This is a genomic window from Corynebacterium jeikeium (assembly GCF_028609885.1).
Taxonomy (GTDB): domain Bacteria; phylum Actinomycetota; class Actinomycetes; order Mycobacteriales; family Mycobacteriaceae; genus Corynebacterium; species Corynebacterium jeikeium.
In genome coordinates this window covers 1,705,767-1,728,716 of sequence record NZ_CP063195.1, presented here as the reverse complement: position 1 = coordinate 1,728,716, position 22,950 = coordinate 1,705,767, and the positions used below count along the sequence as shown (strand labels likewise).

Here is a 22,950-nt window from a genome sequence, read left to right as displayed (position 1 = left end):
GGACACGGCGTTGGTGTCAGTTAGGCAACGAGGCCTACGGTAGCAGCCGTCGTCGCGGTCTCGAAGGTTGTACTGCGATCCTAGCTATCGCTTTTTACTTTTTGTATCTACTCAATCTCTAGCAGCTTCTACTGTATGTCCATAGGGTAAAGGGTATTTAGCAACGACACGTCGTGGAGTTCAAGTTTAACGTTTAGCGTTATTGACGCTTTACGTTATGGGGGGATAGGGTGAAGCATGATCCAGTCATTCGGGAACCGAGGGACGGAACTGGTGTTTTTGCGTGAGCGGGTTCCGAAACTGGATACTCGGATCCACAAGTCGGCGAACAAGAAGCTCCACCAGCTCGATGCTGCAGTACCCTGGACTCCCTTCGCGTACCTCCTGGGAATCGCCTAGAGGCTCTAAAAGGTGATAGGAAGGGGACGTTCAGTATTCGAGTGAATGACCAGTGGAGAATCACTTTTCGGTGGACGAGTGCGGGGCCCGAACAAATGACCATCGAGGATTACCACTAAGGAGTGCCATGTCGAACAAGCTTTACCCGCCGATTCATCCTGGAGAGATTCTGCTTGAGGATTTCATTGAGGGATTTGGAATCACTCAGCACAAACTGGCTGTGTCGATAGGGGTTCCGCCGCGCCGGATCAATGAAATCGTGCACGGGAAGCGCGGAATCACCGCTGACACTGCTCTGAGATTGGGCAAGTTTTTTGGTGTCGAACCGATGTTTTGGATGAACCTGCAGATGCAGTACGAGATTGAGCTTGCCGAGGACAAGGCACTAGCAGAGATCGATAATATTCGGCCATACCAGGCTGCTTCAGCGTAGCGGCCCCTAGTCGAGGATCTCCGGCTTGTAGTCCGAGTTCTCGACCGTCACCGCCGTCGGGGGAGCGGATGGGTCCGTCGCGAAGGTCATGTTATCCCGGTGCGCGATAGCGCGGATTTTGCGCCCGACCATAGAGTCCCAGTTCATTTCATTTGGCATACTGCTGCTACCAACGATGGCCCATGCAGGGGTCTGGGTACCAATGCCTGCCCCCAACTTAGCCGTCACGGGCTTCTTCGGATCGAGTTTGATCGCGTAGTAGACCACGCTATCGTCCACGATGTCCGCCACTCGTGCGAAGTCCTCCGGAGGGGTCATGTCGCTGAAACGTACCTTCATCAGCTCGCCCTCCAGGGCTGCTTCATTCGGAGCGAGCTCGACCTTATCGGGCTTCGGGTCGCTGGGCGCTGTGGGGTTGGGCCGCTTTTTGGCCTTGTCATCTGCGTTATCTGCGGCCTCATCTTCTTGCCCTTCCTCCGAAGTATCTTCCTGTCCTTCGGCTGCGGAAGCTTCTTCGGACTCCTTAGAAGACGAAGCCGTGCTCGGCTCAGGCGGAGTCTCATCATCCGAACAAGCTGCAAGCGAGAGGGCCGTCAACGCGGCAATGGAGAGTGCAACAAGGCGATTTCGCATGACCTAAAGCCTACAACGCCGCCCGGTCTTGCCCAGGCATAACAGCAGAATCAGGCAGGTAGTTCGACGAATTAGCTCGACACGATGGCGCGCGCCATGTGGTGCAGCGTCGCCGTCGCTTGTTCGAGGTCTTCGGGGGTTTTTGCTATTTCTGACGCCCTCACCACCGCCGCATTCAGCAATCCGATGTCGATGGAGGAAACACCGGGGCAGAAGCTATCCACGATTTCCTTGAAGCCGGCGTGCGATTTCTGCACCCTTTCCTCGGCGAACGCCTCCGGGAAGTGCTGGGCGGCGGCCATCAGCGGGCCGTGGGAGCCGTGAACGAAGAGGTCGAGCATCGCGTCCACGTAAGCGCAGATGCGATCTTCGGGCTCTGGCGGAGCGGCCTTGACTTTGTCTTCCAGCTGGTCGTGCCAGGTTTCGCTGTTAAGTACCAGCAGCTGAACCATCAGATCATGTTGGGAGGAGACGTAGCGGTAGACGCTGGGGCGGGCCAGGCCAACCTCGGCCGCCACCTCTGCCAGGGAGGGAACCTTGCCGCCGCCAGCAACGATCAGCCGCTCGGCGGCCTCCAGCACTGCGCGGTGCTGGACCGCGCGGTGCTCCGCTACTGTCGTCTCTGTGATCTTCGGCATGGTTCCCTAGTTTACTACCCGCTTTTCGGCCTGCGTATAGGCCTATTTGGGTGCCTATTTGGATGCAGCGCTCAGGCGCCCATCGACCATTTCGTAGACCTTGTCACAGTGCTTCAAGACTTCGTGATCGTGGGTGACCATCACACCTGCGACGTTAAATTCGTGGCATTCGCGAGCCAGCAGCTCCACGATTTCTTGTGATCGCTTGCGGTCCAGAGCCGCGGTGGGCTCGTCGACTAGCAACACCTGTGGGTCGCCGACGAGAGCTCGGGCGATGCCCACCCGCTGACGTTCGCCACCCGACAGATTTCCTGGGCGGTGCTTAGCTCGGGGCGTCATACCAACCTTCTCCAACAGCTCCGCACCAGAGTAACGACCGTGCTTACCCATAACACGCGCGGCGAGCTCCAGTTGTTCCTCGGCGGTGAGGGCGCCCGGCAGGCTGCCGGAGGATTGGAAGACGAAGCCGATGTAGTCGCGGCGAATGCGGGCTAGTTCCTTGTCGTCGTAGTTGGTGATGTCCTCGTCGCCGATTGTGACGCCACCTGCGGCCGGGTTGGTTAGCGCTCCAGCGACGGCCAACAGCGTGGACTTACCGGAACCGGACGGGCCGACCACGGCGACGAACTCTCCGGGCTCGACGGTCAGGTTCACCTTGTCCAACGCGGTGATTTGGGAATCGCCATCGGTGTAGGTCACCGTGGCGTCTTTAAGTTCCAGGGCGGGAACGTGCTGGGCAGGAAGATGCGAGGCGGGGCTCATCGGTTTTCTCCTAGGGCTGCGAGTGGGTTGGTGCGGGTGACGCGGACGACGGCGATCAGCGCGCCGATCAGGCCAGATACGAAGAGGATCGCGCTGCCGCTAAGGACGGATCCGAGTTCGGTGGCGTAGGGCATGGCCGTGGTTTCCAGGAGGCTTCCGAGGCCGACGGCGATGAGTGCACCGACGATGACGGACGCGCCTAGGATGATGACGGCTTGGCCCAGGCTGTCGCGTAGCAGGAAGCCCTTCGTGGCTCCCATTGCACGCAGCGCGGCGATATTGCCAGCGCGCTGGATTGTCCACACTAGGAAGAAGGCGCCGGTGACCAGGGCGGCGATGACGTAGAGGAACCACTTGATCATGGAAAGGGTCATCATTTCGGCGGTGTAGCCGGGGGAGGAGTCGAAGCTTTCCTTGAGGGTGCGGACGTCCAGGCCGGAGGCGTCGGAGAGCGCCCCAGTGTCTGGTTTATCCTGCGTGCGGGCGGCGATAACGGAGATTTCCTTGTACGCCTCTGGGCTTACCTTTTCGCCCTTACGTGCGCCGGTGTGGATTTCCTGCCAGACATCGAGGGGTAGGTAAGCGGCATCGACGTGGCCGAAGGTGCGCTGGCCATCGGTGAAGCCGACGACCTTCAACGGGATCTCAAGGCGATCGATCGTGATGGTGTCTCCTTCTTTGATGCCTTCGTCTTGGAGGGTGGAGGATACGACGATCTCGTGCTTGGTCTTGGTAGGGGCGCCGCCGTTAGGGGTGGTGCTTTGTTCTGGAAGGCCCTCCGGTGCGATGAAAGAACCGGGCTTTACGCCGAGGAGGGTGAGGTCGATAGCTTTACCGTCCTGGTTGTGAGCGTTTGCAATGGTTAGGCCCAGTGGGGCGGCCTCTTCCACCCCGTCGATGTTGGCGAACTTGTCGGCCTCTGTGATGTCAACGATGGAGCGCGTGAAGGCCGAATCGGTCTGGGTGCCATCGGCGAAAGCGATGACGTCACTATCCATTGCCTTCAGACCGGAAACACCGTCGTTAACCAATCCGGCTGTGAGGCCGGAGATGATGACGACCAGCAAGGATATGAGTGCCAACACGACGCTCATGAGAAGGAATCGGGTGCGCGCAAAAAGCATTTCGCGCAAGGCTAGAAACATGATGAAAATCCCTGGGGTTGGGGTTGGAGAGGTGAGCGGTTGATCAGTCGCTACACAGACTTTAGCAACGATGTGTTGCCAAGATAAAAACAGGGTGTTTCTAACTTGTTATGAAAGACGCCCAGACTTTTCGCGCTATTTTGTAGTTACGTTGTTGCGTCAGGAGGTTGGCTATGACTAGCGTGAGCGCGCGTGAGTTCCATCAGGATGTGAGTTACGCGAAAAGGAAGGCCGGTGAGGGGCCAGTTGTTATTACTGATCGAGGTGAGCCGGCCTTCGTATTGCTTTCCATTGATGACTACAGGAAGATCTCCGGCTCGAATGAAGACTGGGCTTCGCGGTTGCAAATGGAAGAGGACATTGACCTCGAGGACGAACGGATGGACTTCGAGCCGCGAGGATGCTCAATTTGAACCCCTGGGAGCTCTAGTCCACTAGCGCTAAACCGCCAGCCCACGGTTGCGCCGCCATTGGCGGTACACCAGTGCAGTCACGGTTCCCGCGTACAGCATGCCCGTCACCACCAGAACCGCGTGCAGACCCACCTGGACATACATCCAGCCGCCCAGGAGTGCCCCGCAGGCTAGCGCCATCCACAGAGCGAAATAGCGGAGCCAATCCAAGTGCGGGCCACCGAAGAGTGCGGCCACGAACCGCTGAGACATCTTCACCAGCGTGCCCGTCATGTACGTCAGGGAAATGCTCACCTCGCCGTCGCGCTCGAACGTGGAATTCATAGCGCCCACGGTGAATGACAGGCTGTACACCGCCAACTGTTCGTGCCCGGTTAAGACCAGTACGGAGGCAATCGTTGAGGTGGTGCAGATAAACAGAAGAATCGCTTCGCGCGTGCGCGTCGGGGGCAAATAGCGCCGCCCGAGTTGACTGATAAGCGCCCCAATTCCCACGCCGATGAGGAACAGCGCCATGACCCCGCCAGCCGTCATCGCGACGTCCCATTTCCCCGCATTGACCGCCGCAGTCAGGCGCGTGGTGTTACCCGACATGAACGACAGGAAGTACCCTCCCAGATACAAAAAGCCCAGCGTATCTACGAATCCTGCAATGGAGGATAAGTAGATCGCCAGTGCATGTTCTCCGGTGCGGTAGCCTTTCATGGCGCAATCGTAGCAACCCTAGCTAGTCATCCCAGCTGGGATTGGTGATTCCCTCCTGCTTCGCACGGTGTTCCACTAGCGAAAGCAGGTAATCCTGTGCGCCCTGGTATGCCTCGGCAAAACGCTCGTCGTCCACGTACATCCGTGCCAGAATCAGCTGCCGCGAGGTCGTAACCTCGTACCACTGGTTAATCGTTGCGCGGTGCCGCTCCACGAGTTCTTGTGCTTCTTCGCTATCGGGGGTGACGCCACCATCTCGGGCAGCTACCAGATCCGCCACGAAGCGGTCGTGGTTGGCCTTAACCTCCTGGAAGTCGCCGTCACCCATAGAGGCCAGCTTTTCCTGGGACTGCTGGTATTCAGGGGTGTCGCCCCAACGCTCGCGAGCTTCCTCCTGGTAGGCGGGCATCTGCTCGCCGAAGTACTGCTTGATCTTGTCCATTTGTTCCATGGTGTATCCCTCCACTCGGGTTGTTGTTATCAAATCCTCGACCGCACGCAATTGGCTCTCCACCTCGTCGCGCTTGCGCGCCAAGGCTTCCCGATGGGCGCGGAGGGCACGGTCAAGGGCAGCGTCGGAAGGCGCTTCAATCAGGTCGGGAATCTCCGCCAGCTTGAAACCCATGTCCCGGTACAGCACAATGGCCGCGCCGACGCGCAGATCTTCCTCGGTATAGAGGCGGTAGTCGCCCAGTGTGCGCCACTGTGGGCTGAGTAGCCCAATGGAATCCCAATGGCGCAGGGCTTTGGGCGTCACACCCAAAAAATCTGCAGCATCACCAATCGTGTATTCGGTCATGGGCTACATCCTTTCGGTTGCCGCAACGGCAAGGTCAAGCGAAGTGGTCAAGCGGTGGAGAGGGAAGACGCGAAGTTGTTATGAATTCATCTTCAGGAAACCTTGCGCTTACCTGCGGCCGATAGCTTGTGGAAGTTCAATTCTCGCAGGAAAAGGAACTCAATTACCTTGTCTAGTAATTCATCTAAAAAATCGCAGCAGCTGGAAGGCCAGAATGCGCCCAAGCAGTTCAATGTGAACCGCCGTAACTTCCTGGCGGGAACCGGAGCGTTGGGCGTCACCGCTGCACTTGCGCCAGCAGCGCAGGCACAGGCGTGGAACTCGTCAGCAGGCTCGCTGGCCGGATCCAGCTTCGGCCCGGGGCGCGGAAACGGCGGTGGCGACAACAACGGCGGCGCGGACATGCCGCTGAAGTTCAACGGCGACGGCAAGTTCAAGATCGTCCAGTTCAATGACACTCAAGACGATCACCTCACTGATCGCCGCACCATCGAGTTCATGGGCAAGGTGTTGGACCAGGAGAAGCCGGACTTTGCGCTGATCAACGGTGACGTGATCTCCTCTGGCCCCAAAACCACCGAACAGGCATTCCAGGCGGTAAACAATGTGGTGCTGCCGATGGAGTCCCGCAAGATCCCATGGGCCATCACCTTCGGTAACCACGACGAAGACTCCATGGAGGACGGCACTCAAGCCGACGAGATCGCGCTGCTGAACTTCGTGCGCAAGTACAAGTACAACCTCAACGTCGCGGACGACCCGATCCACGGCGAATCCAACGTATCCCTGCTGGTTCAGGGCAACGCAAACCCGAACCCAGCATTCGCCATCTGGCTGCTGGATTCCGGGAACTACATCGGCGAGGAACTGGCGGGTCAGGAGACCAAGGAGATCCCCGGCTACGACTACATCCACAGCGACCAAATCCAGTGGTACCGCGATACCTCCCGGGGCTACGAAGAGCGCTACGGCAAGAAGATTCCAGGCCTGATGTACTTCCACATCCCGACCTACGAGCACCGCGATATGTGGTTCGGCGGGCCATACAATAACGACCTCATCAAGCATGGCGAGGCCAAGAAGCGCCACGGCATCGAGGGCGTGAAGAACGAGGACGTTTACGTCGGCGCCTTCAACCCCGGCATCTACTCCGCCGTCCGCGAGCGCGGCGACGTCCTGGGTATCTACTGCGGCCACGACCACATCAACACCTTCAACGGCAACTACTTCGGGGTAGAACTGGGCTACTGCCCGGGAACCGGTTTCGGCCCCTATGGGTTGAAGGACGGCACCTGGTCCATGCACACCCTGCGCGGCGCCCGCGTGTTCGAGCTGGACGAGGCCGACGAGCGAGTCTACAAGTCCACCCGCCTGGTATTCGCCAAGGAGCTGGGGCTGGACATGAACCCGAAGAAGCAGCCGTTGGAAAAGCCTGCTGACCTTCCGGAGTACGTGTCCTTCAAGTAGCGCGCCGCCGGGCGACGCGACGCAGGGTAGCGCGCCGCCGGGCAACGCGACGCGCCGGTGGTCTCGGCGCAGCCAGCTAGGATAGAGAACAATGTCCGTCAATTCCCCTGAGAACATCCTGCTGAACCTGCCCGACGAGCAGGCCGCCACCGTCCGCGGCATCTTCGACGAGCTCGCAGCCCGCGGGTTTCCGCGACAGCGGCAGACTCCGCACATCACGGTCACGTTCTCTCCGAATATGGCCCCGCACGTCGTGGAGCGCGCCCGCGAGATCCTGCCATCCGCCGTGCCCTCGGAGCTTAGCCGCCGGGGCGTGGTCGTCTTCGGCACAGGAAAGAAACAGACGGTGGCGTGGCTGCTCGAAGCCACGGACGAGCTGGAAAACGCCGCCCGCGAGCTCAGTGCTCTCAACCCAGACGGTCGCGGCCCACGTTGGGTTCCGCACCTCACGGTTGGTTTAAGGTTGCCGCGGGATGTTGTTCCTTCTTATATTGACGCCCTGTCTCAGATCACGCCGCGAGAGTTTAAGTCCATCACCGCAGCTGAGGCGGCGTATTGGAGGCCAAGCGTGGGGGAGCGAGTGGTGCTTGCCTGATGCCTGATTGCGAGCTGGATGCGTAGGGGCGTCCCAAAGAAAGCGCGAAAGAAAGAACACAGAAAAGTGGCCCCTGTCTCACCGAGGCTGCAGATGTTTGGTAACGTGCTCCGCGGTATAAAACATAAAAACAATTAAATGAAGAAGGTGTTCCTAACGTCCGCACCAACGAAAGAGCCGGTTGTAACACCGGCTTTTGTCTTTGCATGGTTAGTAAACTTCGCCCAGTTCATGATCTTCTACGTCCTCGTGACGACCATGGCTGGCTACGCAGTCAAAGAATTCGCGGCCAATAACGCGAGCGCGGGCCTGGCCTCCAGTGCCTTCGTTATCGGCGCGACGGGGGCGCGCGTCTTTTCGGGGTTTTTCGTCGACGCGGTGGGGCGGCGGCGAGTGCTATTCACCGCACTGGTGTTGGTCATCGTGACCTGTGCCTTCTACATTCCCGCAAACTCCCTGGGGCTGCTGATCGCCGTGCGCATTATCCACGGCATCGGTTATGCCTTCGCCAGCACCGCAGTGATGGCCGTCGCCCAGTCCGTGATTCCCAATGCACGCCGCGCGGAGGGAACCGGCTACTTCGCTCTGGGTACCACGCTGGCCACCGCGATCGGCCCGGCGCTGGGGCTATGGCTGGTGGGCTCCGTCGGCTACACCACCATGTTCCAGGTCGTGGTGGGCATGTCCATCGTGGCCTTCCTGCTGTCCTTGCTGGTGCGTTCCCCAGAGCCCAAGGGCGCGGATGCGCACCACCACCGTCCGACCTTTAGCCTCTCGGCTATCGTGCACCCGAAGGTTGCCCCCATCGGCTTCTTTATGCTGTTGGTCGGTGTGTGCTACGCAGGTGTGATCACCTACCTGAACAGCTACTCCGAGGACAACGACCTGGTCACCGGCGCCAAATACTTCTTCCTAGCCTATGCACTGGTGACCCTCGTGATGCGCTTCGTTCTGGGCAAGATCCAGGACCAGAAGGGCGACAACATTGTGATCTACCTGGGCTTGGTTACCTTCGCCATCGCCCTGGTTGTGCTCGCGTTCTCTACTCAGGACTGGATGGTGGTTCTGGCCGGTGCACTGACGGGCTTGGGCTATGGTTCGCTAATGCCAGCCGCGCAGGCGATCTCCGTCAAGGCTGTCGAGCCCCACCAGATGGGCGCGGGCATTTCCACGCTCTTCTTGTTGCTGGACGTCGGCGTGGGCTTCGGCCCGATCCTGCTGGGCATGATCGTTTCTGCCACCAGCTACCAGGCGATGTACACGATGCTGGCCGGGCTGGTCGCGGTCAGCGCCGCCGTGTACTTCCTTGTTCACGGCCGGAAGGTTCGCTAGAGTTCGCTAGAGTTCCACCCCCTCCTTCCCGCGCCCTGACCCAAGATTGTTTAGGTAGATCGTTCAGGTGCTGTGGGAGCCACCGAAAGGATCCCCCGCATGCTGCACGCCGTGAGCTTCGCGTTGGCCGATTCCGTCAACGTGCTGCTCATCGGCGTGCTTTTCGCTGTCGCGGTGATGCACCCGAAGCCGCGCCGCTACGCGCCCATCGCCGCAGTGCTGGTGGCGGGGGACTGGTTCGGAGTGTTCCTGCTGTCGCTGGCTGTGTTGCTGCTGTTCAACGGGATTTCGGATGCCGTGCAGACCGCCTTGGCCTCGCCGATATTTGGTCTGGTCCTCATTGCGGTGGGTCTTCTAAGTGCCTTCTTGACGCTACGAGGCGGCGATCCCACCCCCATGATCAATCGTCTGGCCCGCCCCCTCCGCCGAGCGTCGTGGGGGACCTTCCTCTCGGGCATGGCCCTGGGAATCGTCCAATCCGCGACGTCCGCGCCTTTCTTTGCTGGCCTGGCGTACTTGAGCACCGTGGGAATCAGCTCTGCGGCGAAATACTTTGCGGTCTTCCTCTATGCCACGCTCGCGCTGAGCCTGCCGGCGCTGTCTGGCCTGGCGCTGGGCTTTGTTCTGCGTAAGCCGGAAAGCGCACTGGCTCGGTTCATCGATGGGCTACGCCATAGAAAGGAACAGATGGTGGCGCTGGCGGGCTATGTGGTGGCGGCGATGCTCATCGTGCTGGGTTTGCTGAGCATCATTTAGATTCGCCCAGAAACTCCATCCACGTTTCCCATTCGCGCTTGGTCTGCTCCAACCCGTCGCTCCAGGATTGCTTCAGGCGTTCCAACCGGCGCTCGGTATTGCTGACGTTCATCTTCTCCGGGTAGAACACCAACGCCTGGCCCTTGGCCTCTAACTCCGCGATCTTGTCGGAGGCTAGGTTGTATTTCGGCGGCCGGTCGATCATTGCCTGGGCTACGGCCGGGCGAGAGCGTAGTAGTGACTTAACTAGCTTTGGGCTCCGTAGCGCGGGGCGGACGTAGCCCTTGGGCTTGGTGCGCAGCACCAGGAACTTCTCAAAGCCATCCTCAATGGCGGCATCGATCAGCAGGCCACCGGAATCTCCGAGGGCACCATCGACATAATCCACCCCGTCGATGGTGGGCACGGGCATGAGGCCCGGCAGGGTAGAGCTGGCGCGGACCTTGCGCATGAGATCCGGCAGGTCTTTGATGTCCTCGCGGCGCCAATAGACTGTCTCGCCGTTATCCGCACGGGTCGCGCCGATGCATACCTGGGAGTTCGAACGCTGGAAAGTTTCCCAGTCGAAGGGCAGATCGTTGCCGGGTGCGCCAGCGGTCTCGTAAATGTACTCCGCGTTGAAGTAGCCGGTGCCCTTGAGTAGGGACTTGAACCCGCCGGTCTTTGGGTGTCCACCGAATTCCACGAAGGACTCGCGGGCTCGCTTCCTATCGCCAGAAAGGAAGTTCACGGTATGGGAAGCTCCGGCACTGATGCCGCCGACCCAGCCGAACTCGATATTGTGCTCCAGCAGCTGGTCGATGCAGGCGGCGGTGTAGCTGTTGCGCATGCCACCGCCCTCGAGCACGAGGGCTACGTCCTTCGCAGACAAGAGGTGAGCCTCCTTAGGCTTCTAGCGGAATTCTGTATTTACATGTGTAGCGCACCTGCAGCGCTTAGCGGGCGCGCAGTTTCTTTACCCCGCCGACCACCACGGCGATGAGTGCGCCGACTAGCAGGCCGAACAGCAAGCTGAAACCGGTCTCCATCAGCCAGGTTACCGCGCCCCCGAGGTGCTCAAAGTTCTCCACCACGTGGTGCACCGCCTGGTAAGGCCAGTGCAGGCCCAGCTCATCGAAGCCAACCAGCAGGATATGTCCACCGACCCACAGCATGGCTAGGGTGCCGATGATGCCGATGGCGGTCAGCAGTTTTGGCATTCCTTTGACCAGGAACAGGCCGAACTTCTTCATCCCCTTGCTGACGCCTTCCTTGTTGGCGAGGGCAAGTCCGATGTCGTCGATCTTGATGAGTACGCCCACCACGCCGTAGACGGCGAAAGTGACTATGAGGCCGACCAGGATCAGCACCAGGGCGCGCGTCAAAAGTGGCTGGTCGGCAACCTCGTTCAGGGAAATCACCATGATCTCCGCAGAGAGGATCAGGTCGGTGAGGATCGCCCCGCGCACCAGTGCGCTTTCGGACTGGTCTTTCTCCTCATCGCCATCGTCTGATTCTCCCTCGCCGTGGCTACCCAGACCTACCTTCTCCAGGACTTTCTCAGCGCCTTCGAAAGAAAGGTAGAATCCGCCGAGCATCAGCAGGGGAGTCAGCGCGCCGGGCAGCAGCCAACTCAGTAGCAAGATGATCGGCAGGATAATAATCAGCTTGTTGACGAGGCTGCCTTTGGTGATCTTCCAAATGATCGGCAGCTCGCGCGCCGGGGATACCCCAGCGACGAACTTCGGGGTGACGGCGGCGTCATCAATAACAACCCCAGCCGCCTTCGTCGAGGTACGCCCGGCGATGGCAGCGACGTCATCCGTCGTGGCCGCGGCTTTCTTAGCGATAAGCGCAATGTCGTCTAGTAGTGCCGCAAGGCCAGCTGCCATGAAATTCTCTTTCTCTTAAGCCGATTGGTTCTCGGCGTGTGCGTCGAGCGCCTCGGTGATGGGGGTGTCGCCCGTGTTGAACTCGATGAAGTGGCCGACCAGGTTCGGGCGATCCACAACCTCGGCGATGACGGCGGCCACGTCGGCGCGGGAGACCTGGCTGGCCTGCAGCGTGTCGTCGCCGTTGGCGGTGCCATCAGCCTTCGGGGAGCGTGTTTCGATCTTAGCGGTCGGCTCGTCCATCGTCAGCGCGGACGGGCCGACGATCGTCCACTTGGTGGAAGAAGCACGCAGGTGGTCGTCCGCGGCGGCCTTCGCCTCGCAGTAGGTGAACATCGAGTGGTCTTCCGGCACACCGTGATCGGCGCGAGAATTGAAGTAGCTGACCATGACAAAGCGCTTGGTTCCGGCGCCGTCGATGGAGCGGATCGCCGCATCGCGGTCCACACGGAGGGTGCGCTCATCGTCGCCACCGCCCACACCCGCGGACCAGATGATCACGTCCTGATCGGCGAAAAGCTTCTCGAAGCCAGCCACATCCAGCTGCTCTATGTCCTGCACCACGGCCTTCGCGCCGGTGGCCTCCACGTCTGCCACGTGATCGGGGTTGCGCACCACGGAAGTGACCGTGTGGCCGGCCTCTACAAGTTTCGGAGACGCCAGCAGCGCCACCTTGCCGTGGCCTCCGAGGATCATGACGTTCTGTGCGTTCCGTGCGTTCTGGGTCGACATCTGTCAGCGCCTCCTAGAAGTGCGTTTTGGTTCGTTCCTAAGCACCTTCAACGGTACGGAAAGGCACACTATTCCAGCTATCCCAGCTTTAGTCCGCCTTCGCCACCAGCGGACCGATGCCACCCGCCCCGATGCAGACGTATTCGTCAGATGCACCGGAATCCGCTTCTGCTCGCACCAGCAGGATTCCGCCACCACCGGAAACCCGCACCCAGCGGGGCTTGAGCTCCGTGCCAAGGTGTACATCGACGGCACGGCTCTTGGTCTCCTTGGCATCCTCGAGCCCGTTGGGGGTGGTGATGGTCAACGTCATATCCGTGCTGGCTGTCGCGTTCAGCTGCCACGTCCAATCCCCGAACGGCAGTGCGTTATCCAGCAGGATAGCCTGGGAGTGCCCCGCGGCGATGCGCACCCCGCACTCGGGTTCTTTACCTGCGGTGCTTGTTGCGGACGCCACCACCTCCGCATCCACAATCTTCCCCGACTCGTCGATGATCCGTGGTGGCTCGTCTACCTGCGTTGCCGCGGGCTGGCCAGTCAGCGCGGAGACGCGGTCGTAGGGGTGCACCACCGGGGTGAGAATGTCCAGCGGAACCGGCTGATCCAGCAGTTGCGGCGGTTCCCCCGAACCGTCCAACTTCGTGGAGGTGCGCAGGTTGGCCAGGTAGTCGGCGGTCCGGTCATTGCTCCACGTGCCAACCCAGGTGTAGGTAGAGACGATGCTGATGGCCACAGCACTGAGAATCGCGCCCACCCCAACCCAGCGGGAGCGCGCGGCCGCGAAGCTGGGGGTGGGGCGGTTGGCGACGTGGGGGCGTCCATAAGAAAGGGAGCAACAACCTACCACCAGCACGGCGAAGGTAAACCAGTCCGCGAAGTAGTGCATAGAGGAAAGTAGCAGACCAGAGGTGCCGGTGCTGTTGCGGGCGCGGCCAAGCAGTATGTAGATGGCGGCCAGATAGCCGAGCACCAGGAACAGGCCGAGAAGACGGTGGCGAGTATCGCGGCGCAGCCAGAAAGCGGCGAGGGCGAGCAGCAGGATAGCGCTGGCGACACTCCACCACGTCGGAGCGGTGGCGAAAGTGCTGGAGGGCGACCAACGATCCCACGACAACGGACCACCCAGCGCGCCGGGGATCACGGTGGCGAACAGGCTATTGGGCAGCGCCGACCACAGCGACTGGCTATTCGACTCCTCGCGCGGCAGAGGTGAGAGGGTGAGGAAGAGCAGCGACCAGACGACAAAGAGCGCGCCGGGCGCAGCGAAGAAGCGGGCGATGTCGCGCCGGGCCATGCCTGCCAGCACAGCGAGGGCGAGGGCGGCCGGGACGATCGTGAGGGCTTTCTCCGTGAACAGCAGGGCTAAAAGCAGAAACCCGGTGGCGCACAAGGAGTAGCGGGGGAGAGACCGGCGCGCGGAGAGCAGGCACACCATGAATCCCGCCATGCCGATCTGCCAGGCCAGCGCGTTGATGCCTGCAGACCACCAACCGGCGGCGTCCATGAGGAAAGGGCTGAAAAGGAGCGCGGTGTAAAGCCCCAGGGTGGCGAGGCTGCGGCCGGCGAGCTGCACGCACACCTTCGCCCAGAGTGCCGCGGCGAGGGCGCTGAGCAGCATCAGCACAGTGACGGGGAGCCACCAATTGAGCGGCGCAATTCGATGGGCTAGCACCTGCACGAGTGCGGAAGCCGGCATGAGGTGCCCATCGTAACTGGCGAAATAGTCGCCGAGGGAACCGCCGCTGAAGGTAGCAGGGATGAGGAAATCATCCCAGTAGAACGTGCGCTGGCCCAGCTGGAGGCCACGGACGAGGAGGGAGAGCAAAGCCACCGCAGCCAGCCATGCGGTGAACCGGCGGGGTGCGGTGCGGGAAGAGCTGTGGAGTAAAGACACGGTGGGTGGGGCGTGGGCTTGTGGGCGGCGCTACTCGCCGTCTTGGTCGCCTTGGCCGGTGCCGGCCTGGCCGCTGTGATCGCCCATGCTGACGGGCTGCACCGACAGGTACTCGACTTCCCCGGAACAACCCTCCAGGTTCTTCATCGGCACATAGGCGGCCTTGGTCTGCTCCGGCGGGTAGACGCGCAGGCCGTCAGCATCCTGGGGCTTGCACTCCTGCGGATCCAGGGCGCCAACCTGAGTGATCTTTATGGGCGCGATGGCCGATGCGCCGGGGTCGAGTTTTACGTCCTTGCTGGGCACGTCCTTCTCCCGCTGCGCGGGCTTGCCCAGCTGGGTGCCGTTGTGGTTTGCGACCATGGATACGCCCGGGAAGCCACGCATCGAGCACGGCTTGGAGGAAGTGTTCTTAAAGACGACGTTGACCAGCGTGGAGCCGGCTGCGCCCTGCGAGTCGGCGGTGGTGATCTCTAGATCATTGGTGGCACACATGCCGCCCTTGCCCACGGAGCCGTCTTCGGCCTTACTGTTGGCTGCGCCGGTACTGGCAGTGCTGTGATCAGTGAGGGATTGGGCAGAGCTTTCCTCTGCGGATTCCTGAGTAGACGCTGCGTTGGAGGGGGTGGTCTCCTCGTCGTCGCAGGCGGTCAGGGTGAGTGAACCACCGGCAAGTAGCAGGGCGGCTGCACCCGCGGCCAGGGCGGAGCGGGGAGCGCGGGATCGGGAGATAACCGGACGACGGCGAAGGCTCTTCATGGATAACACTGTAAACACAAGGTATGTATGTGGCCAATGAGATTGGCGTTTTGTTACCGAATGGTGAGCGGAAAGTGATGTGGCCGTATCCGGGGAGGGGAGTACTGAGGGGGTGGCCGTAGCTGTATGTAAGGTTCTTTATGTAAATATCGCTTTCAGATCACCGAATCGCCGGAGCGCATTACACTCGGTGGGAAAGAACGTTCTCAACTTCACTGCTAGAGAGGCGAAGAATTAACCATGGGCTTCAACCCTGATTTCGAACCATTCCGTCTGCCCGACGAGTACCTCGCACTGCGCGAGGCTATCCGCGACCTGGCTGAGCAGCAGATCGCTCCGCACGCCAAGGACGTTGACGAAGAAGAGCGCTTCCCGCAGGAGGCCCTAGAGGCTCTGAACGCCGCGGGCTTCAACGCTATCCACGTTCCGGAGGAGTACGGCGGCCAGGGTGGCGACTCCCTCGCAGCAGTTATCGTCATCGAAGAAGTTGCCCGCGTTTGTGGTTCTTCCTCCCTCATCCCGGCTGTGAACAAGCTGGGCACCATGGGCCTGATCCTGCAGGGCTCCGAGGAGCTGAAGAAGGAAGTGCTGCCAGATATTGCTAACGGTGCGATGGCCTCTTACGCGCTCACGGAGCGCGAGGCTGGTTCTGACGCCGGCGCGATGAAGACCCGCGCTGTCCGCGACGGCGACGAGTGGGTTATTAACGGCTCCAAGTGCTTCATCACCAACGGTGGTAAGTCCACCTGGTACACCGTGATGGCCGTGACCGATCCGGAGGCTGGCGCACGCGGCATCTCTGCGTTCATGGTGAACAAGGACGACCCAGGCTTCAGCGTTTCCGGTTACGAGCACAAACTGGGCATCAAGGGTTCCCCCACGGCCGAGCTTTTGTTCGAGGACTGCCGCGTTCCGGCTTCCCGCATGATCGGCGAGGAAGGCACTGGCTTCAAGACCGCTCTGCAGACCCTGGATCACACCCGCCCGACCATCGGCGCGCAGGCTCTGGGTATCGCCCAGGGTGCGTTCGACCAGGCCGTTGCGTATGTGAAGGAGCGTAAGCAGTTCGGCAAGGCGATCGCCGACTTCCAGAACACCCAGTTCATGCTGGCTGACATGAAGATGAAGATCGACGCCGCCCGCCTGATGATCTACACCGCGGCTTCCAACGCGGAGCGCGGCGTGGCTGAGGATGGTGCCAAGCTGGGCCTCATGGCGGCAGGCTCCAAGGCATTTGCTTCCGACGTGGCCATGGAGGTCACGGTGGACGCCGTCCAGCTGCTCGGCGGCTACGGCTTCACCCGCGACTTCCCGCTGGAGCGCATGATGCGCGATGCGAAGATCACCCAGATCTACGAGGGCACCAACCAGATCTGCCGTATGGTGATGGGCCGCCAGATCCTGGCGTAGCGGTAGGGGTAGTAAAAAAACTACCCCTTCTTAAGCTCTTGCTTAGAGCGGAGTTAGAAAGCGGTCTATTCTTACGTCATGATGAAAAAAGTAATCGTGGCTGCGCTTTCGGTCAGCCTGGTCATGGGCGGTATTTCCCCAGCTGCTGCACAGGATAATGCAGCGGGTATTCCAGTAGATTCCTCCTCTCAAGGGGCACCCAATCCCGAGGTGAAGGATCCTGGCACGGACGAGGGTGAAGGTAAGGGCAAGGAGAATGGTTCTGAAGATGGTCAGAACCCCTCCGATGACCCGCAGGGTGCAGAGCTAAGCTCCAAGCCAGTTGGATCCACTGACTTGAAGACGGTTATTGGTGCGATTGTCGGAAGCCTTGCGGTGGGTGCTTTGATTGCTGCGGGTGTGAACTGGGCGGTTCAGTCCCGACTGATCCCCAATCCTCTGCCCGGCTTGATCCCTAATCCGCCTGCGCCTCCCGCTCCGGCGAAGAAGGCTCCGGCAAAACCTGCGCCGGCAAAGAAGGTGCCAGTGAAGAAGGCGCCTAAGCCGGCACCAACTAAGAAGCCCGTTGCTGCCAAGCCGGCTCCAGCTAAGCGCCCGGCTCCGGCTAAGCGCCCGGCTCCAGCGCGTGCGCAGAACGTCTACTACCAGAACTGTAAAGACGTTTGGAATCGTTTGGGGCGTCCGATCTACCAGAGGGATGCAGGTTTCTCTAGCCGCTTTGACCGTGACGGCGATGGCGTAGGTTGCGAGAAGCGCCCGAGGTACTAGTCTGTTTTAACTCGTGGCTGGCTTAGGCAGTGCGACGAAGTTGGACGCCCTGGGCGGCCAGCCAATCGGCCACGCTGCCGTGTTCGTGCAGCCCATCCAGCAGCCGCTGCGTGGAATCCAGCGCTCGGCGGGCTTCGTCGGCGGTGATGTAACCCGCCAGGAGTGCTTCGCCCAACTCGTCCAGGTCCAGCACCTGGACTTGCGCCTTTGAGGATGTGCCCGGGACGTAGCTAGATGTGATGTCCAGGGACGTTGTTGAGTCGGTCGAAGGGTACGCCGCCAATCGCAGAGTGGTGTCGGTGGTGGTTGTAGAAGTGGAGCCAGCCGGGCAGCGCCAGGCGTCGTTCGGCCTCTGAACCGTAAAACCTGGCATAGGCCCAGCCGTCCCCGAGCGTGCGGTGGAATCGCTCGATCTTCCCGTTCGTCTGCGGCCGGTAGGGGCGTGTCCGCTTGTGTCGGATGCCGAGCCGAGCGCAGAAGTCCCTCCATGCGTGGGATCTGTATGCCGACCCGTTGTCGGATAGGACTCGCTCGACGGTCACGCCTCGTTCGGCGAACCAGGCCACGGCGCGTTCGAGAACTCCCACCGCTGTGCTCGCCTGCTCATCCGACCAGATTTCTGCGTATGCGACGCGGGAGTGGTCGTCGATGACTGTGTGAACGAACGCCGTCCCGGTGCGCGGCTTGTGATCTTTTCCTCGTGGTAATCCCGGAGTCGCGAGCTTGTTCCGTGCGCCTTGCTGCCGACCTACGTAACGATGTCCACCGCCGTCGGGGATGTTGCCGAACTTCGTGACATCGACATGAATCAACGATCCCGGATGAGGATGCTCATATCGCCGCAATGGCTCGCCAGTGACACGATCGATATGCGAGAGGCGGTTCACGCGGCAACGGACGAGGACCGCGTGAACAGTCGACGTCGAGAGACCAAGTCGCGCAGCGATCTGGGCTGGCCCCAGTCGAAGCCGCCAGCGCAGGTTGATGATCTTCTTCTTGACATGCTCGGGCGTCCTGCCTGGGATCCGGTGCGGCTTGCTGGAGCGATCCTGCATCCCAAACTCACCCTCTTCCCGGTAGCGGCCTGCCCATTTCCGGGCAGTGATCGGGGAGACCATGAACATCTTTGCGGCGATCGTGGCCGGATAGCCGTCTTCGACAATCAGCCGAGCTAACCGGAGACGGGCACGAGGAGTGAGAAGAGCGTTCGGATGGGTCATCAATTGGCCTCCGCCGCGGTCTTCGTAAGCGCGCGTCTGGTGAGAAGCATGATGACGAGAGCGATCGCTGTCAGCACCGAAGCGACCCAAACCGGCGCGAGCAGCCCCAGCCCGGTCGCGAGCCCGAGCGCACCAAGCACGGGCCCCGCTGCAGCTCCGATATTCAATGCTGCGGTTGCGTACGAACCGCCCATCGTTGGCGCACCCGATGCTGCATACAGCACACGCGTGATCAGAGTACTGCCGACGCCGAACGACAGGAATCCCTGAACGAGGACGAGGACGATAAGCGCAACGGGATGAGATGCGACCACTGCCAACACGATCCAGCCTGTCAGCAATAGCGGTCCGCCGACTGCGAGCACGAGGCCAGGTCGTTGATCTGATAGTCGTCCTGCGATCGTGACGCCAAGGAACGATCCGATGCCGAACATCACCAGCGCGACGGACACCCACGCTTCGGCCAAGCCCGCGGTCTCGGTCACGATGGGTGCCAGGAAGGTGAATGCCGCAAAGGTCCCTCCGTTGATCAGCGCTCCGAGTGCCATGGCCAGGATGAGCCGCGGCGTCGCCAACTGGCTGAGCTCGACACGGAGCCTTGGTGAGGTCGCGCTAGTCTCGCTCCGACCAACATTGTTCGTGACGCCACGAATGACTCCAACGGCCGCGGGAATACAGAGGATGGCGATCGCCCAGAACGTCGTTCGCCAGCCCAGCGCTGTGCCGAGCAGTGCCCCGGCGGGGACGCCCACGACGGTTGCGATCGTCGTGCCGGAGAGCAGGATCGACAGTGCACGCCCCTTCTGGTTCGCTGGCACGAGGGTAGTGGCCGTGCTCAGTGCTACGGCGAGGAATCCTGTGTTTGCGAGAGCGCTGAGCACCCGGGTGATGAGCAGGAGAGAGAACACTGGTGTCATCGCTCCGATGACGTGGCTTCCCGCGAACACGAGAAGGCAAACGATCAATGTGAGCCGCGGTGGCCAACGGCGAGCGAATGCCGCCATCACTGGCGCGCCGACGACCATACCGACTGCGAATGCGGAGGTCAGCAGGCCCGCAGTGCCGACCGAGACGTCAAGTTCGGTCGCGATCGCGGGGAGCAATCCCGCGAGCATGAATTCTGAAGTGCCCATGACGAAGACCGCCAGGGCAAGCATGTAGAGGGCAAAAGGCATCGAGTACTCCGAGGTGTGAGATCAAGAAATGGTTCTTCTTGTCACCACGGCCAGCGCCCCGGGTACGCCAGACATACGCCCACACAGATCGTGGGCGTCGTAACTAGTGGTTCAAGGGGCTGGCGGTGTGACCGACAACCCCTGACCTGTCTGATTCGGGACTCGACATGCCCCAAACTCTAACATGCCTTCTGGGCTGTGTCAAGTTTTGTTGACGGTGAAACTCTTTAGTTTGTTGGTTAGGCCGCTTGCGCGGCGGTAGTCACAGGTGTGGTCAGGAAGTCGTCCATTGCTTTCTTAGGGATTTCTTCGGTGCTGGTGTGGATGCGTCGGCGGTTGTAGTAGGCCTCGATCCATTCGCCTACACTGGTTCGCGCTTCGAGTTTGGAAACGAACTGTTTCCGCTCGTAGAGTAAATGCAGTTTCAGGGTGGAAAAGAACGATTCCGCCACAGCGTTATCCCAGCACACGCCGACCTCGCCGACTGATAAGCGAACATCATGGTTCTCGGCCCACTGACTTAATGCCGCACTGGTGTACTGGGCGCCGCGATCGGAATGAAATATGGCATTACCTGCGACATAGCCACTGCGATGAGCCATGTCCAGTGCGTCAATGACCAGCTGGCTGGTCATACGATCGGCTACCTGCCAGCCTGTGACCATCCTGGTTGATAAATCAATCACTGTCGCTAAATACATCCAACCCTGCCCGGTACGAAGGTAGGTAATATCACCGCACAAGTAAGTTGTTGGAACTGGTGGAGTGAAATTGCGTCGTACAAGATCGCTGCGGTCTCGGGCGTTGGCATCGGCAATGGTCGTGCGTTTAAACGCTCGGCGATACTTAGTTACTAGCCCTAGCGTCCGCATGGTTTTACGCACGGCATACAACGTGGCTGTAATACCACGCGTGCCTAGTTCTGTGGCGATGGTACGTACGCCGGCGAAACCATTATGCTTGGCGAAGATTTCTCTGACGTCGTCGGCAATCTGGTCACGAAATCCTCGTGGAGTAGATAAAGGATAATTCTGGTTTCGGCGCTTTTTCCACCCGTAGTAGCCGGCACGGCTCACGCGTAGAAGTCGGGCCATCATAGTCACCGTAAATGTGCCTTCTTCTTCAAAATGACGGATCAGGGCAAAGGAATGCTCGTCTACATGCCCTTGGCGAAGAAGGCGGCCGCTTTTTTTAAAAACTCGTTCTCCAGTTCCAGTTCACGAACTCGTTTAGATAACTCGGCCGAATCCTGCGAGTTGGGATCGGCTTTGCGTAGGTGCGAGCCGGAGCCGGTACCTTGCGTGCCTTGTGCAGCAGCTACCCAGCGGCCTAACGCTGATGCTGAGACCTCGTATTCCCGGGCCACTTCTTCCCGAGTCTTTCCTAGCACTAGCACTGCATCAACGCATTGCTGCTTGAACTGTGGTGGATAAGCCTTTGGCATACTCTCAATCCTTGTCGGTTACGGGTTTCCCCGTCAACAAGAATCATCACACCCCATTCAATGGCAAGCGGTCTGGACAGATACTTCTTGAATCGGCACGGTGTCATTACGGGCGGGGGCCAGAACAACGTCCCTGGACATCACAGCTAGAGCTCGACTGAGTTCGTTCCGGAGAAGGGGTCTTGCGGAGGTGCGTCACCACATCCACGTAAATGTCGCGGGTGCGCCAGGTTGCTGGGGTGGTGGCGTCATCAATCTCGATAAAGGCGATGTCTATATAGAGGTCCTGCGTGGGCTCGATGCCCTCGAAGAAGTGGAATTTATTGAGGCGAATGTCCAGGTGGGGGACTAGCCAGGATTCGAGATAATGGAAGCGTGGGTGGCCAGGAGTGGGGCGGCGCATGTAGAGCACCGGGTTGGGGTTGGCAGTGCCAGGCTGCACAGCCGCGGGCTGGTTGGGGGACAGTTCGTAGGCGTCGACGGCGCGTTCGAAGCCCTTCGGGTCGATGTTGATCGCGCGGGAGAGGTCGAAGGTCTCTTGCTTTACTTTGTGCAGATCGGCCATTGTTTTGTGTGGTTGTGGCTAGTAGTGCGGGCGGGGTTTGGAAAGGGGGGCTAAGCGCGGTGAGGTGTGGGTAATGGATGCGGATATGCAAAAGGCCGCGCAGATATGCGCGGCCGAGGGGGTTTGCGCCCCGGGAGTCTAGGCGAAAGCTACTAGACCTGTAGCAGTGCCGCGGTCGGCAGGAAGTTGCAGTTGGAGTAGCCGGACTCCTTCTCGTGAGTGGTCACGCCACCCTCGAGCAGGGCGATGACGGTGCCCTTGCCGGTCTTGGCAACACCGTTGACGGTGGCCGGGCCCTTCGGGTTGATGCCGGTGAAGCCCAGCGGGGTGCGGCCCATCTTGCCGGTGTTGATGTTGATCCAGTGGACGTTCATCGCGGTGGTCTGCTTCTTAGCAACCGTGCCGGTGCCCATTGCGGTGAAGACGAAGTTGACCTCGCCGGCGCCGACGCCTGGCAGCGGGAGCTTCGCCGGGCCGGGCACGCCCATCGCGGTGCCGACGGCCTTGTTCTTGCCACCGATGCACTTGCCGGAAACGGTCGGCCAGCCGAACTGGGTGAACGCCGGGGCGTTCTCCGGAACGTCAACGCCCGGCTTGCCATCGCCACGGAAGAAGCCGACCAGCTTCTTCAGGGAAGCCTTCACGTTCGGCGGCAGCTGCGGGTTGTTGGCGAAAGCCTCGATCTGATCCAGGACGTGTGGCGCGGGGCGGCCCAGGTGATCAATGGAGCCCTGTACCTGGGCGCCGGCGGTAGTAGGAGCCACCACGGTCGGGACTGCCAGTGCGCAGGCAGTGGTCAGTGCAGCGGCGGCACGGGTCAAGCGTCGAGAGAAAGCCACGGTGAACCTTTCGGGGTTTTTATCTAGTCGTCTTAAATGCGTTTAAACAGAAGATGGAAACCACATTAGTCACATCTGTCACATTTGTCACGCAGGTAACGTTCGGTAGGAACCTTTTGTAAACAATAACACCTGTCTGCAAGCTTTTCTCAAGGTTTTGGGAAAAACTTCTTCGCGCCCTATGCGTTATTGTGGA

At 60.4% G+C, this 22,950-nt stretch carries 27 protein-coding genes and 1 pseudogene; 9 read left to right on the top strand and 19 right to left on the bottom strand.

Annotated features, from left to right (window positions below; genetic code table 11):
- Positions 1-237 precede the first annotated feature (237 nt).
- Both CJEIK_RS07650 and CJEIK_RS07645 read left to right on the top strand, forming a co-directional pair.
- Positions 238-518, top strand: a pseudogene (locus tag CJEIK_RS07650) (type II toxin-antitoxin system RelE/ParE family toxin).
- A gap of 8 nt (positions 519-526) precedes the next feature.
- Entirely contained in the window at positions 527-832 is a 306-nt protein-coding gene (locus tag CJEIK_RS07645; RefSeq protein ID WP_005293187.1) for a HigA family addiction module antitoxin, read from the top strand.
- A gap of 6 nt (positions 833-838) precedes the next feature.
- Here the strand turns inward: CJEIK_RS07645 and CJEIK_RS07640 are convergent, their stop codons facing one another.
- The 4 genes from CJEIK_RS07640 to CJEIK_RS07625 all read right to left on the bottom strand — a co-directional run bounded on the left by CJEIK_RS07640 (position 839) and on the right by CJEIK_RS07625 (position 4,010).
- Positions 839-1,465 (bottom strand): hypothetical protein, encoded by a 627-nt coding sequence (locus CJEIK_RS07640; RefSeq protein ID WP_005293185.1) that lies wholly within the window; start codon positions 1,463-1,465, stop codon positions 839-841.
- Positions 1,466-1,536: 71 nt separating this feature from the next.
- Positions 1,537-2,103, bottom strand: coding sequence for a TetR/AcrR family transcriptional regulator (locus tag CJEIK_RS07635; protein ID WP_005293183.1), 567 nt, complete (start codon positions 2,101-2,103; stop codon positions 1,537-1,539).
- A 54-nt stretch (positions 2,104-2,157) separates the two neighbouring features.
- Positions 2,158-2,865: an ABC transporter ATP-binding protein gene (locus CJEIK_RS07630; protein ID WP_005293181.1), complete on the bottom strand. Its 708-nt coding sequence runs from the start codon at positions 2,863-2,865 to the stop codon at positions 2,158-2,160.
- Positions 2,862-4,010, bottom strand: coding sequence for an ABC transporter permease (locus CJEIK_RS07625; RefSeq protein WP_005293179.1), 1,149 nt, complete (start codon positions 4,008-4,010; stop codon positions 2,862-2,864). Before CJEIK_RS07625 ends, CJEIK_RS07630 begins: the two co-directional genes overlap by 4 nt.
- A 173-nt stretch (positions 4,011-4,183) precedes the next feature.
- On the opposite strand from CJEIK_RS07625, the gene CJEIK_RS07620 reads away from it, so the two are divergent.
- Positions 4,184-4,423, top strand: coding sequence for a type II toxin-antitoxin system Phd/YefM family antitoxin (locus CJEIK_RS07620; protein ID WP_005293177.1), 240 nt, complete (start codon positions 4,184-4,186; stop codon positions 4,421-4,423).
- A 27-nt stretch (positions 4,424-4,450) separates the two neighbouring features.
- On the opposite strand, the gene CJEIK_RS07615 is transcribed toward CJEIK_RS07620, so the two are convergent.
- Together CJEIK_RS07615 and CJEIK_RS07610 are read right to left on the bottom strand one after the other, a co-directional pair.
- Positions 4,451-5,128: a YoaK family protein gene (locus CJEIK_RS07615; RefSeq protein ID WP_005293173.1), complete on the bottom strand. Its 678-nt coding sequence runs from the start codon at positions 5,126-5,128 to the stop codon at positions 4,451-4,453.
- 22 nt (positions 5,129-5,150) lie between these two features.
- Positions 5,151-5,927, bottom strand: a complete 777-nt coding sequence (locus CJEIK_RS07610; RefSeq protein ID WP_005293171.1) for a MerR family transcriptional regulator — start codon at positions 5,925-5,927, stop codon at positions 5,151-5,153.
- A gap of 168 nt (positions 5,928-6,095) precedes the next feature.
- Here CJEIK_RS07610 and CJEIK_RS07605 point away from each other — a divergent pair, with 168 nt between their 5' ends.
- The 4 genes from CJEIK_RS07605 (at position 6,096) to CJEIK_RS07590 (ending at position 10,077) form a co-directional block, all read left to right on the top strand.
- Complete coding sequence (locus CJEIK_RS07605; RefSeq protein ID WP_231913396.1) at positions 6,096-7,394, top strand: metallophosphoesterase family protein; 1,299 nt, start codon at positions 6,096-6,098, stop codon at positions 7,392-7,394.
- 91 nt (positions 7,395-7,485) lie between these two features.
- The gene (locus tag CJEIK_RS07600) at positions 7,486-7,989 is read left to right on the top strand and encodes a 2'-5' RNA ligase family protein (protein WP_005293164.1); all 504 of its coding nucleotides are present in this window, start codon (positions 7,486-7,488) and stop codon (positions 7,987-7,989) included.
- A 138-nt stretch (positions 7,990-8,127) separates the two neighbouring features.
- Positions 8,128-9,321, top strand: coding sequence for an MFS transporter (locus CJEIK_RS07595; protein ID WP_005293161.1), 1,194 nt, complete (start codon positions 8,128-8,130; stop codon positions 9,319-9,321).
- A 99-nt stretch (positions 9,322-9,420) separates the two neighbouring features.
- Positions 9,421-10,077, top strand: coding sequence for a hypothetical protein (locus CJEIK_RS07590; protein WP_005293158.1), 657 nt, complete (start codon positions 9,421-9,423; stop codon positions 10,075-10,077).
- On the opposite strand, the gene CJEIK_RS07585 is transcribed toward CJEIK_RS07590, so the two are convergent.
- From CJEIK_RS07585 to CJEIK_RS07565, 5 genes are all read right to left on the bottom strand, one after another.
- Positions 10,070-10,948 carry a patatin-like phospholipase family protein gene (locus tag CJEIK_RS07585; protein WP_005293156.1) on the bottom strand — a complete coding sequence of 293 codons (879 nt, stop codon included), beginning with the start codon at positions 10,946-10,948 and terminating at the stop codon, positions 10,070-10,072. The genes CJEIK_RS07590 and CJEIK_RS07585 overlap by 8 nt on opposite strands.
- A gap of 64 nt (positions 10,949-11,012) precedes the next feature.
- Complete coding sequence (locus CJEIK_RS07580; protein ID WP_005293154.1) at positions 11,013-11,948, bottom strand: DUF808 domain-containing protein; 936 nt, start codon at positions 11,946-11,948, stop codon at positions 11,013-11,015.
- A gap of 15 nt (positions 11,949-11,963) precedes the next feature.
- Positions 11,964-12,680, bottom strand: a complete 717-nt coding sequence (locus CJEIK_RS07575; RefSeq protein ID WP_005293152.1) for an SDR family oxidoreductase — start codon at positions 12,678-12,680, stop codon at positions 11,964-11,966.
- An 88-nt stretch (positions 12,681-12,768) separates the two neighbouring features.
- On the bottom strand, positions 12,769-14,574 hold the full coding sequence (locus tag CJEIK_RS07570) for a hypothetical protein (RefSeq protein ID WP_011273870.1): 1,806 nt from the start codon (positions 14,572-14,574) through the stop codon (positions 12,769-12,771).
- 30 nt (positions 14,575-14,604) lie between these two features.
- A complete protein-coding gene (locus tag CJEIK_RS07565) occupies positions 14,605-15,333 on the bottom strand; it encodes a DUF4232 domain-containing protein (RefSeq protein ID WP_005293148.1) in 729 nt (242 codons plus the stop codon).
- Between the two features lie 240 nt (positions 15,334-15,573).
- On the opposite strand from CJEIK_RS07565, the gene CJEIK_RS07560 reads away from it, so the two are divergent.
- Positions 15,574-16,743: an acyl-CoA dehydrogenase family protein gene (locus tag CJEIK_RS07560; RefSeq protein ID WP_005293146.1), complete on the top strand. Its 1,170-nt coding sequence runs from the start codon at positions 15,574-15,576 to the stop codon at positions 16,741-16,743.
- A 78-nt stretch (positions 16,744-16,821) separates the two neighbouring features.
- Entirely contained in the window at positions 16,822-17,511 is a 690-nt protein-coding gene (locus CJEIK_RS07555) for an excalibur calcium-binding domain-containing protein (RefSeq protein WP_005293143.1), read from the top strand.
- Positions 17,512-17,533: 22 nt separating this feature from the next.
- On the opposite strand, the gene CJEIK_RS07550 is transcribed toward CJEIK_RS07555, so the two are convergent.
- The 8 genes from CJEIK_RS07550 to CJEIK_RS07520 form a co-directional block, all read right to left on the bottom strand.
- Positions 17,534-17,704, bottom strand: a complete 171-nt coding sequence (locus tag CJEIK_RS07550) for a DUF402 domain-containing protein (RefSeq protein ID WP_011273867.1) — start codon at positions 17,702-17,704, stop codon at positions 17,534-17,536.
- Positions 17,705-17,741: 37 nt separating this feature from the next.
- A complete protein-coding gene (locus CJEIK_RS07545) occupies positions 17,742-18,731 on the bottom strand; it encodes an IS481-like element IS5564 family transposase (protein ID WP_011273866.1) in 990 nt (329 codons plus the stop codon).
- Positions 18,731-19,906, bottom strand: coding sequence for a chloramphenicol efflux MFS transporter Cmx (gene cmx / locus CJEIK_RS07540; RefSeq protein WP_011113071.1), 1,176 nt, complete (start codon positions 19,904-19,906; stop codon positions 18,731-18,733). Before cmx ends, CJEIK_RS07545 begins: the two co-directional genes overlap by 1 nt.
- 21 nt (positions 19,907-19,927) lie before the next feature.
- A complete protein-coding gene (locus CJEIK_RS11360; RefSeq protein ID WP_011113070.1) occupies positions 19,928-19,981 on the bottom strand; it encodes a chloramphenicol resistance leader peptide in 54 nt (17 codons plus the stop codon).
- Positions 19,982-20,145: 164 nt separating this feature from the next.
- On the bottom strand, positions 20,146-21,045 hold the full coding sequence (locus tag CJEIK_RS07535; RefSeq protein WP_231913422.1) for an IS3 family transposase: 900 nt from the start codon (positions 21,043-21,045) through the stop codon (positions 20,146-20,148).
- Positions 21,046-21,062: 17 nt separating this feature from the next.
- Positions 21,063-21,350, bottom strand: coding sequence for a transposase (locus tag CJEIK_RS07530; protein ID WP_005293134.1), 288 nt, complete (start codon positions 21,348-21,350; stop codon positions 21,063-21,065).
- Positions 21,351-21,456: 106 nt separating this feature from the next.
- Entirely contained in the window at positions 21,457-21,915 is a 459-nt protein-coding gene (locus CJEIK_RS07525) for a DUF402 domain-containing protein (RefSeq protein ID WP_005293128.1), read from the bottom strand.
- Between the two features lie 152 nt (positions 21,916-22,067).
- On the bottom strand, positions 22,068-22,754 hold the full coding sequence (locus CJEIK_RS07520) for an Rv1157c family protein (RefSeq protein ID WP_034964388.1): 687 nt from the start codon (positions 22,752-22,754) through the stop codon (positions 22,068-22,070).
- Positions 22,755-22,950 lie beyond the last annotated feature (196 nt).

Excerpts from the sequence above, each read along its gene's own strand:
- CJEIK_RS07615 (WP_005293173.1), bottom strand. The coding sequence starts at position 5,128 with ATGAAAGGCTACCGCACCGGAGAACATGCACTGGCGATCTACTTATCC.
- CJEIK_RS07595 (WP_005293161.1), top strand. The coding sequence starts at position 8,128 with ATGAAGAAGGTGTTCCTAACGTCCGCACCAACGAAAGAGCCGGTTGTA.
- CJEIK_RS07580 (WP_005293154.1), bottom strand. The coding sequence starts at position 11,948 with ATGGCAGCTGGCCTTGCGGCACTACTAGACGACATTGCGCTTATCGCT.
- CJEIK_RS07645 (WP_005293187.1), top strand. The coding sequence starts at position 527 with ATGTCGAACAAGCTTTACCCGCCGATTCATCCTGGAGAGATTCTGCTT.
- CJEIK_RS07610 (WP_005293171.1), bottom strand. The coding sequence starts at position 5,927 with ATGACCGAATACACGATTGGTGATGCTGCAGATTTTTTGGGTGTGACG.
- CJEIK_RS07625 (WP_005293179.1), bottom strand. The coding sequence starts at position 4,010 with ATGTTTCTAGCCTTGCGCGAAATGCTTTTTGCGCGCACCCGATTCCTT.
- CJEIK_RS07630 (WP_005293181.1), bottom strand. The coding sequence starts at position 2,865 with ATGAGCCCCGCCTCGCATCTTCCTGCCCAGCACGTTCCCGCCCTGGAA.
- CJEIK_RS07600 (WP_005293164.1), top strand. The coding sequence starts at position 7,486 with ATGTCCGTCAATTCCCCTGAGAACATCCTGCTGAACCTGCCCGACGAG.
- CJEIK_RS07525 (WP_005293128.1), bottom strand. The coding sequence starts at position 21,915 with ATGGCCGATCTGCACAAAGTAAAGCAAGAGACCTTCGACCTCTCCCGC.
- CJEIK_RS07575 (WP_005293152.1), bottom strand. The coding sequence starts at position 12,680 with ATGTCGACCCAGAACGCACGGAACGCACAGAACGTCATGATCCTCGGA.
- CJEIK_RS07635 (WP_005293183.1), bottom strand. The coding sequence starts at position 2,103 with ATGCCGAAGATCACAGAGACGACAGTAGCGGAGCACCGCGCGGTCCAG.
- CJEIK_RS07640 (WP_005293185.1), bottom strand. The coding sequence starts at position 1,465 with ATGCGAAATCGCCTTGTTGCACTCTCCATTGCCGCGTTGACGGCCCTC.
- CJEIK_RS07565 (WP_005293148.1), bottom strand. The coding sequence starts at position 15,333 with ATGAAGAGCCTTCGCCGTCGTCCGGTTATCTCCCGATCCCGCGCTCCC.
- CJEIK_RS07530 (WP_005293134.1), bottom strand. The coding sequence starts at position 21,350 with ATGCCAAAGGCTTATCCACCACAGTTCAAGCAGCAATGCGTTGATGCA.
- CJEIK_RS07555 (WP_005293143.1), top strand. The coding sequence starts at position 16,822 with ATGATGAAAAAAGTAATCGTGGCTGCGCTTTCGGTCAGCCTGGTCATG.
- CJEIK_RS07620 (WP_005293177.1), top strand. The coding sequence starts at position 4,184 with ATGACTAGCGTGAGCGCGCGTGAGTTCCATCAGGATGTGAGTTACGCG.
- CJEIK_RS07545 (WP_011273866.1), bottom strand. The coding sequence starts at position 18,731 with ATGACCCATCCGAACGCTCTTCTCACTCCTCGTGCCCGTCTCCGGTTA.
- cmx (WP_011113071.1), bottom strand. The coding sequence starts at position 19,906 with ATGCCTTTTGCCCTCTACATGCTTGCCCTGGCGGTCTTCGTCATGGGC.
- CJEIK_RS07590 (WP_005293158.1), top strand. The coding sequence starts at position 9,421 with ATGCTGCACGCCGTGAGCTTCGCGTTGGCCGATTCCGTCAACGTGCTG.
- CJEIK_RS07560 (WP_005293146.1), top strand. The coding sequence starts at position 15,574 with ATGGGCTTCAACCCTGATTTCGAACCATTCCGTCTGCCCGACGAGTAC.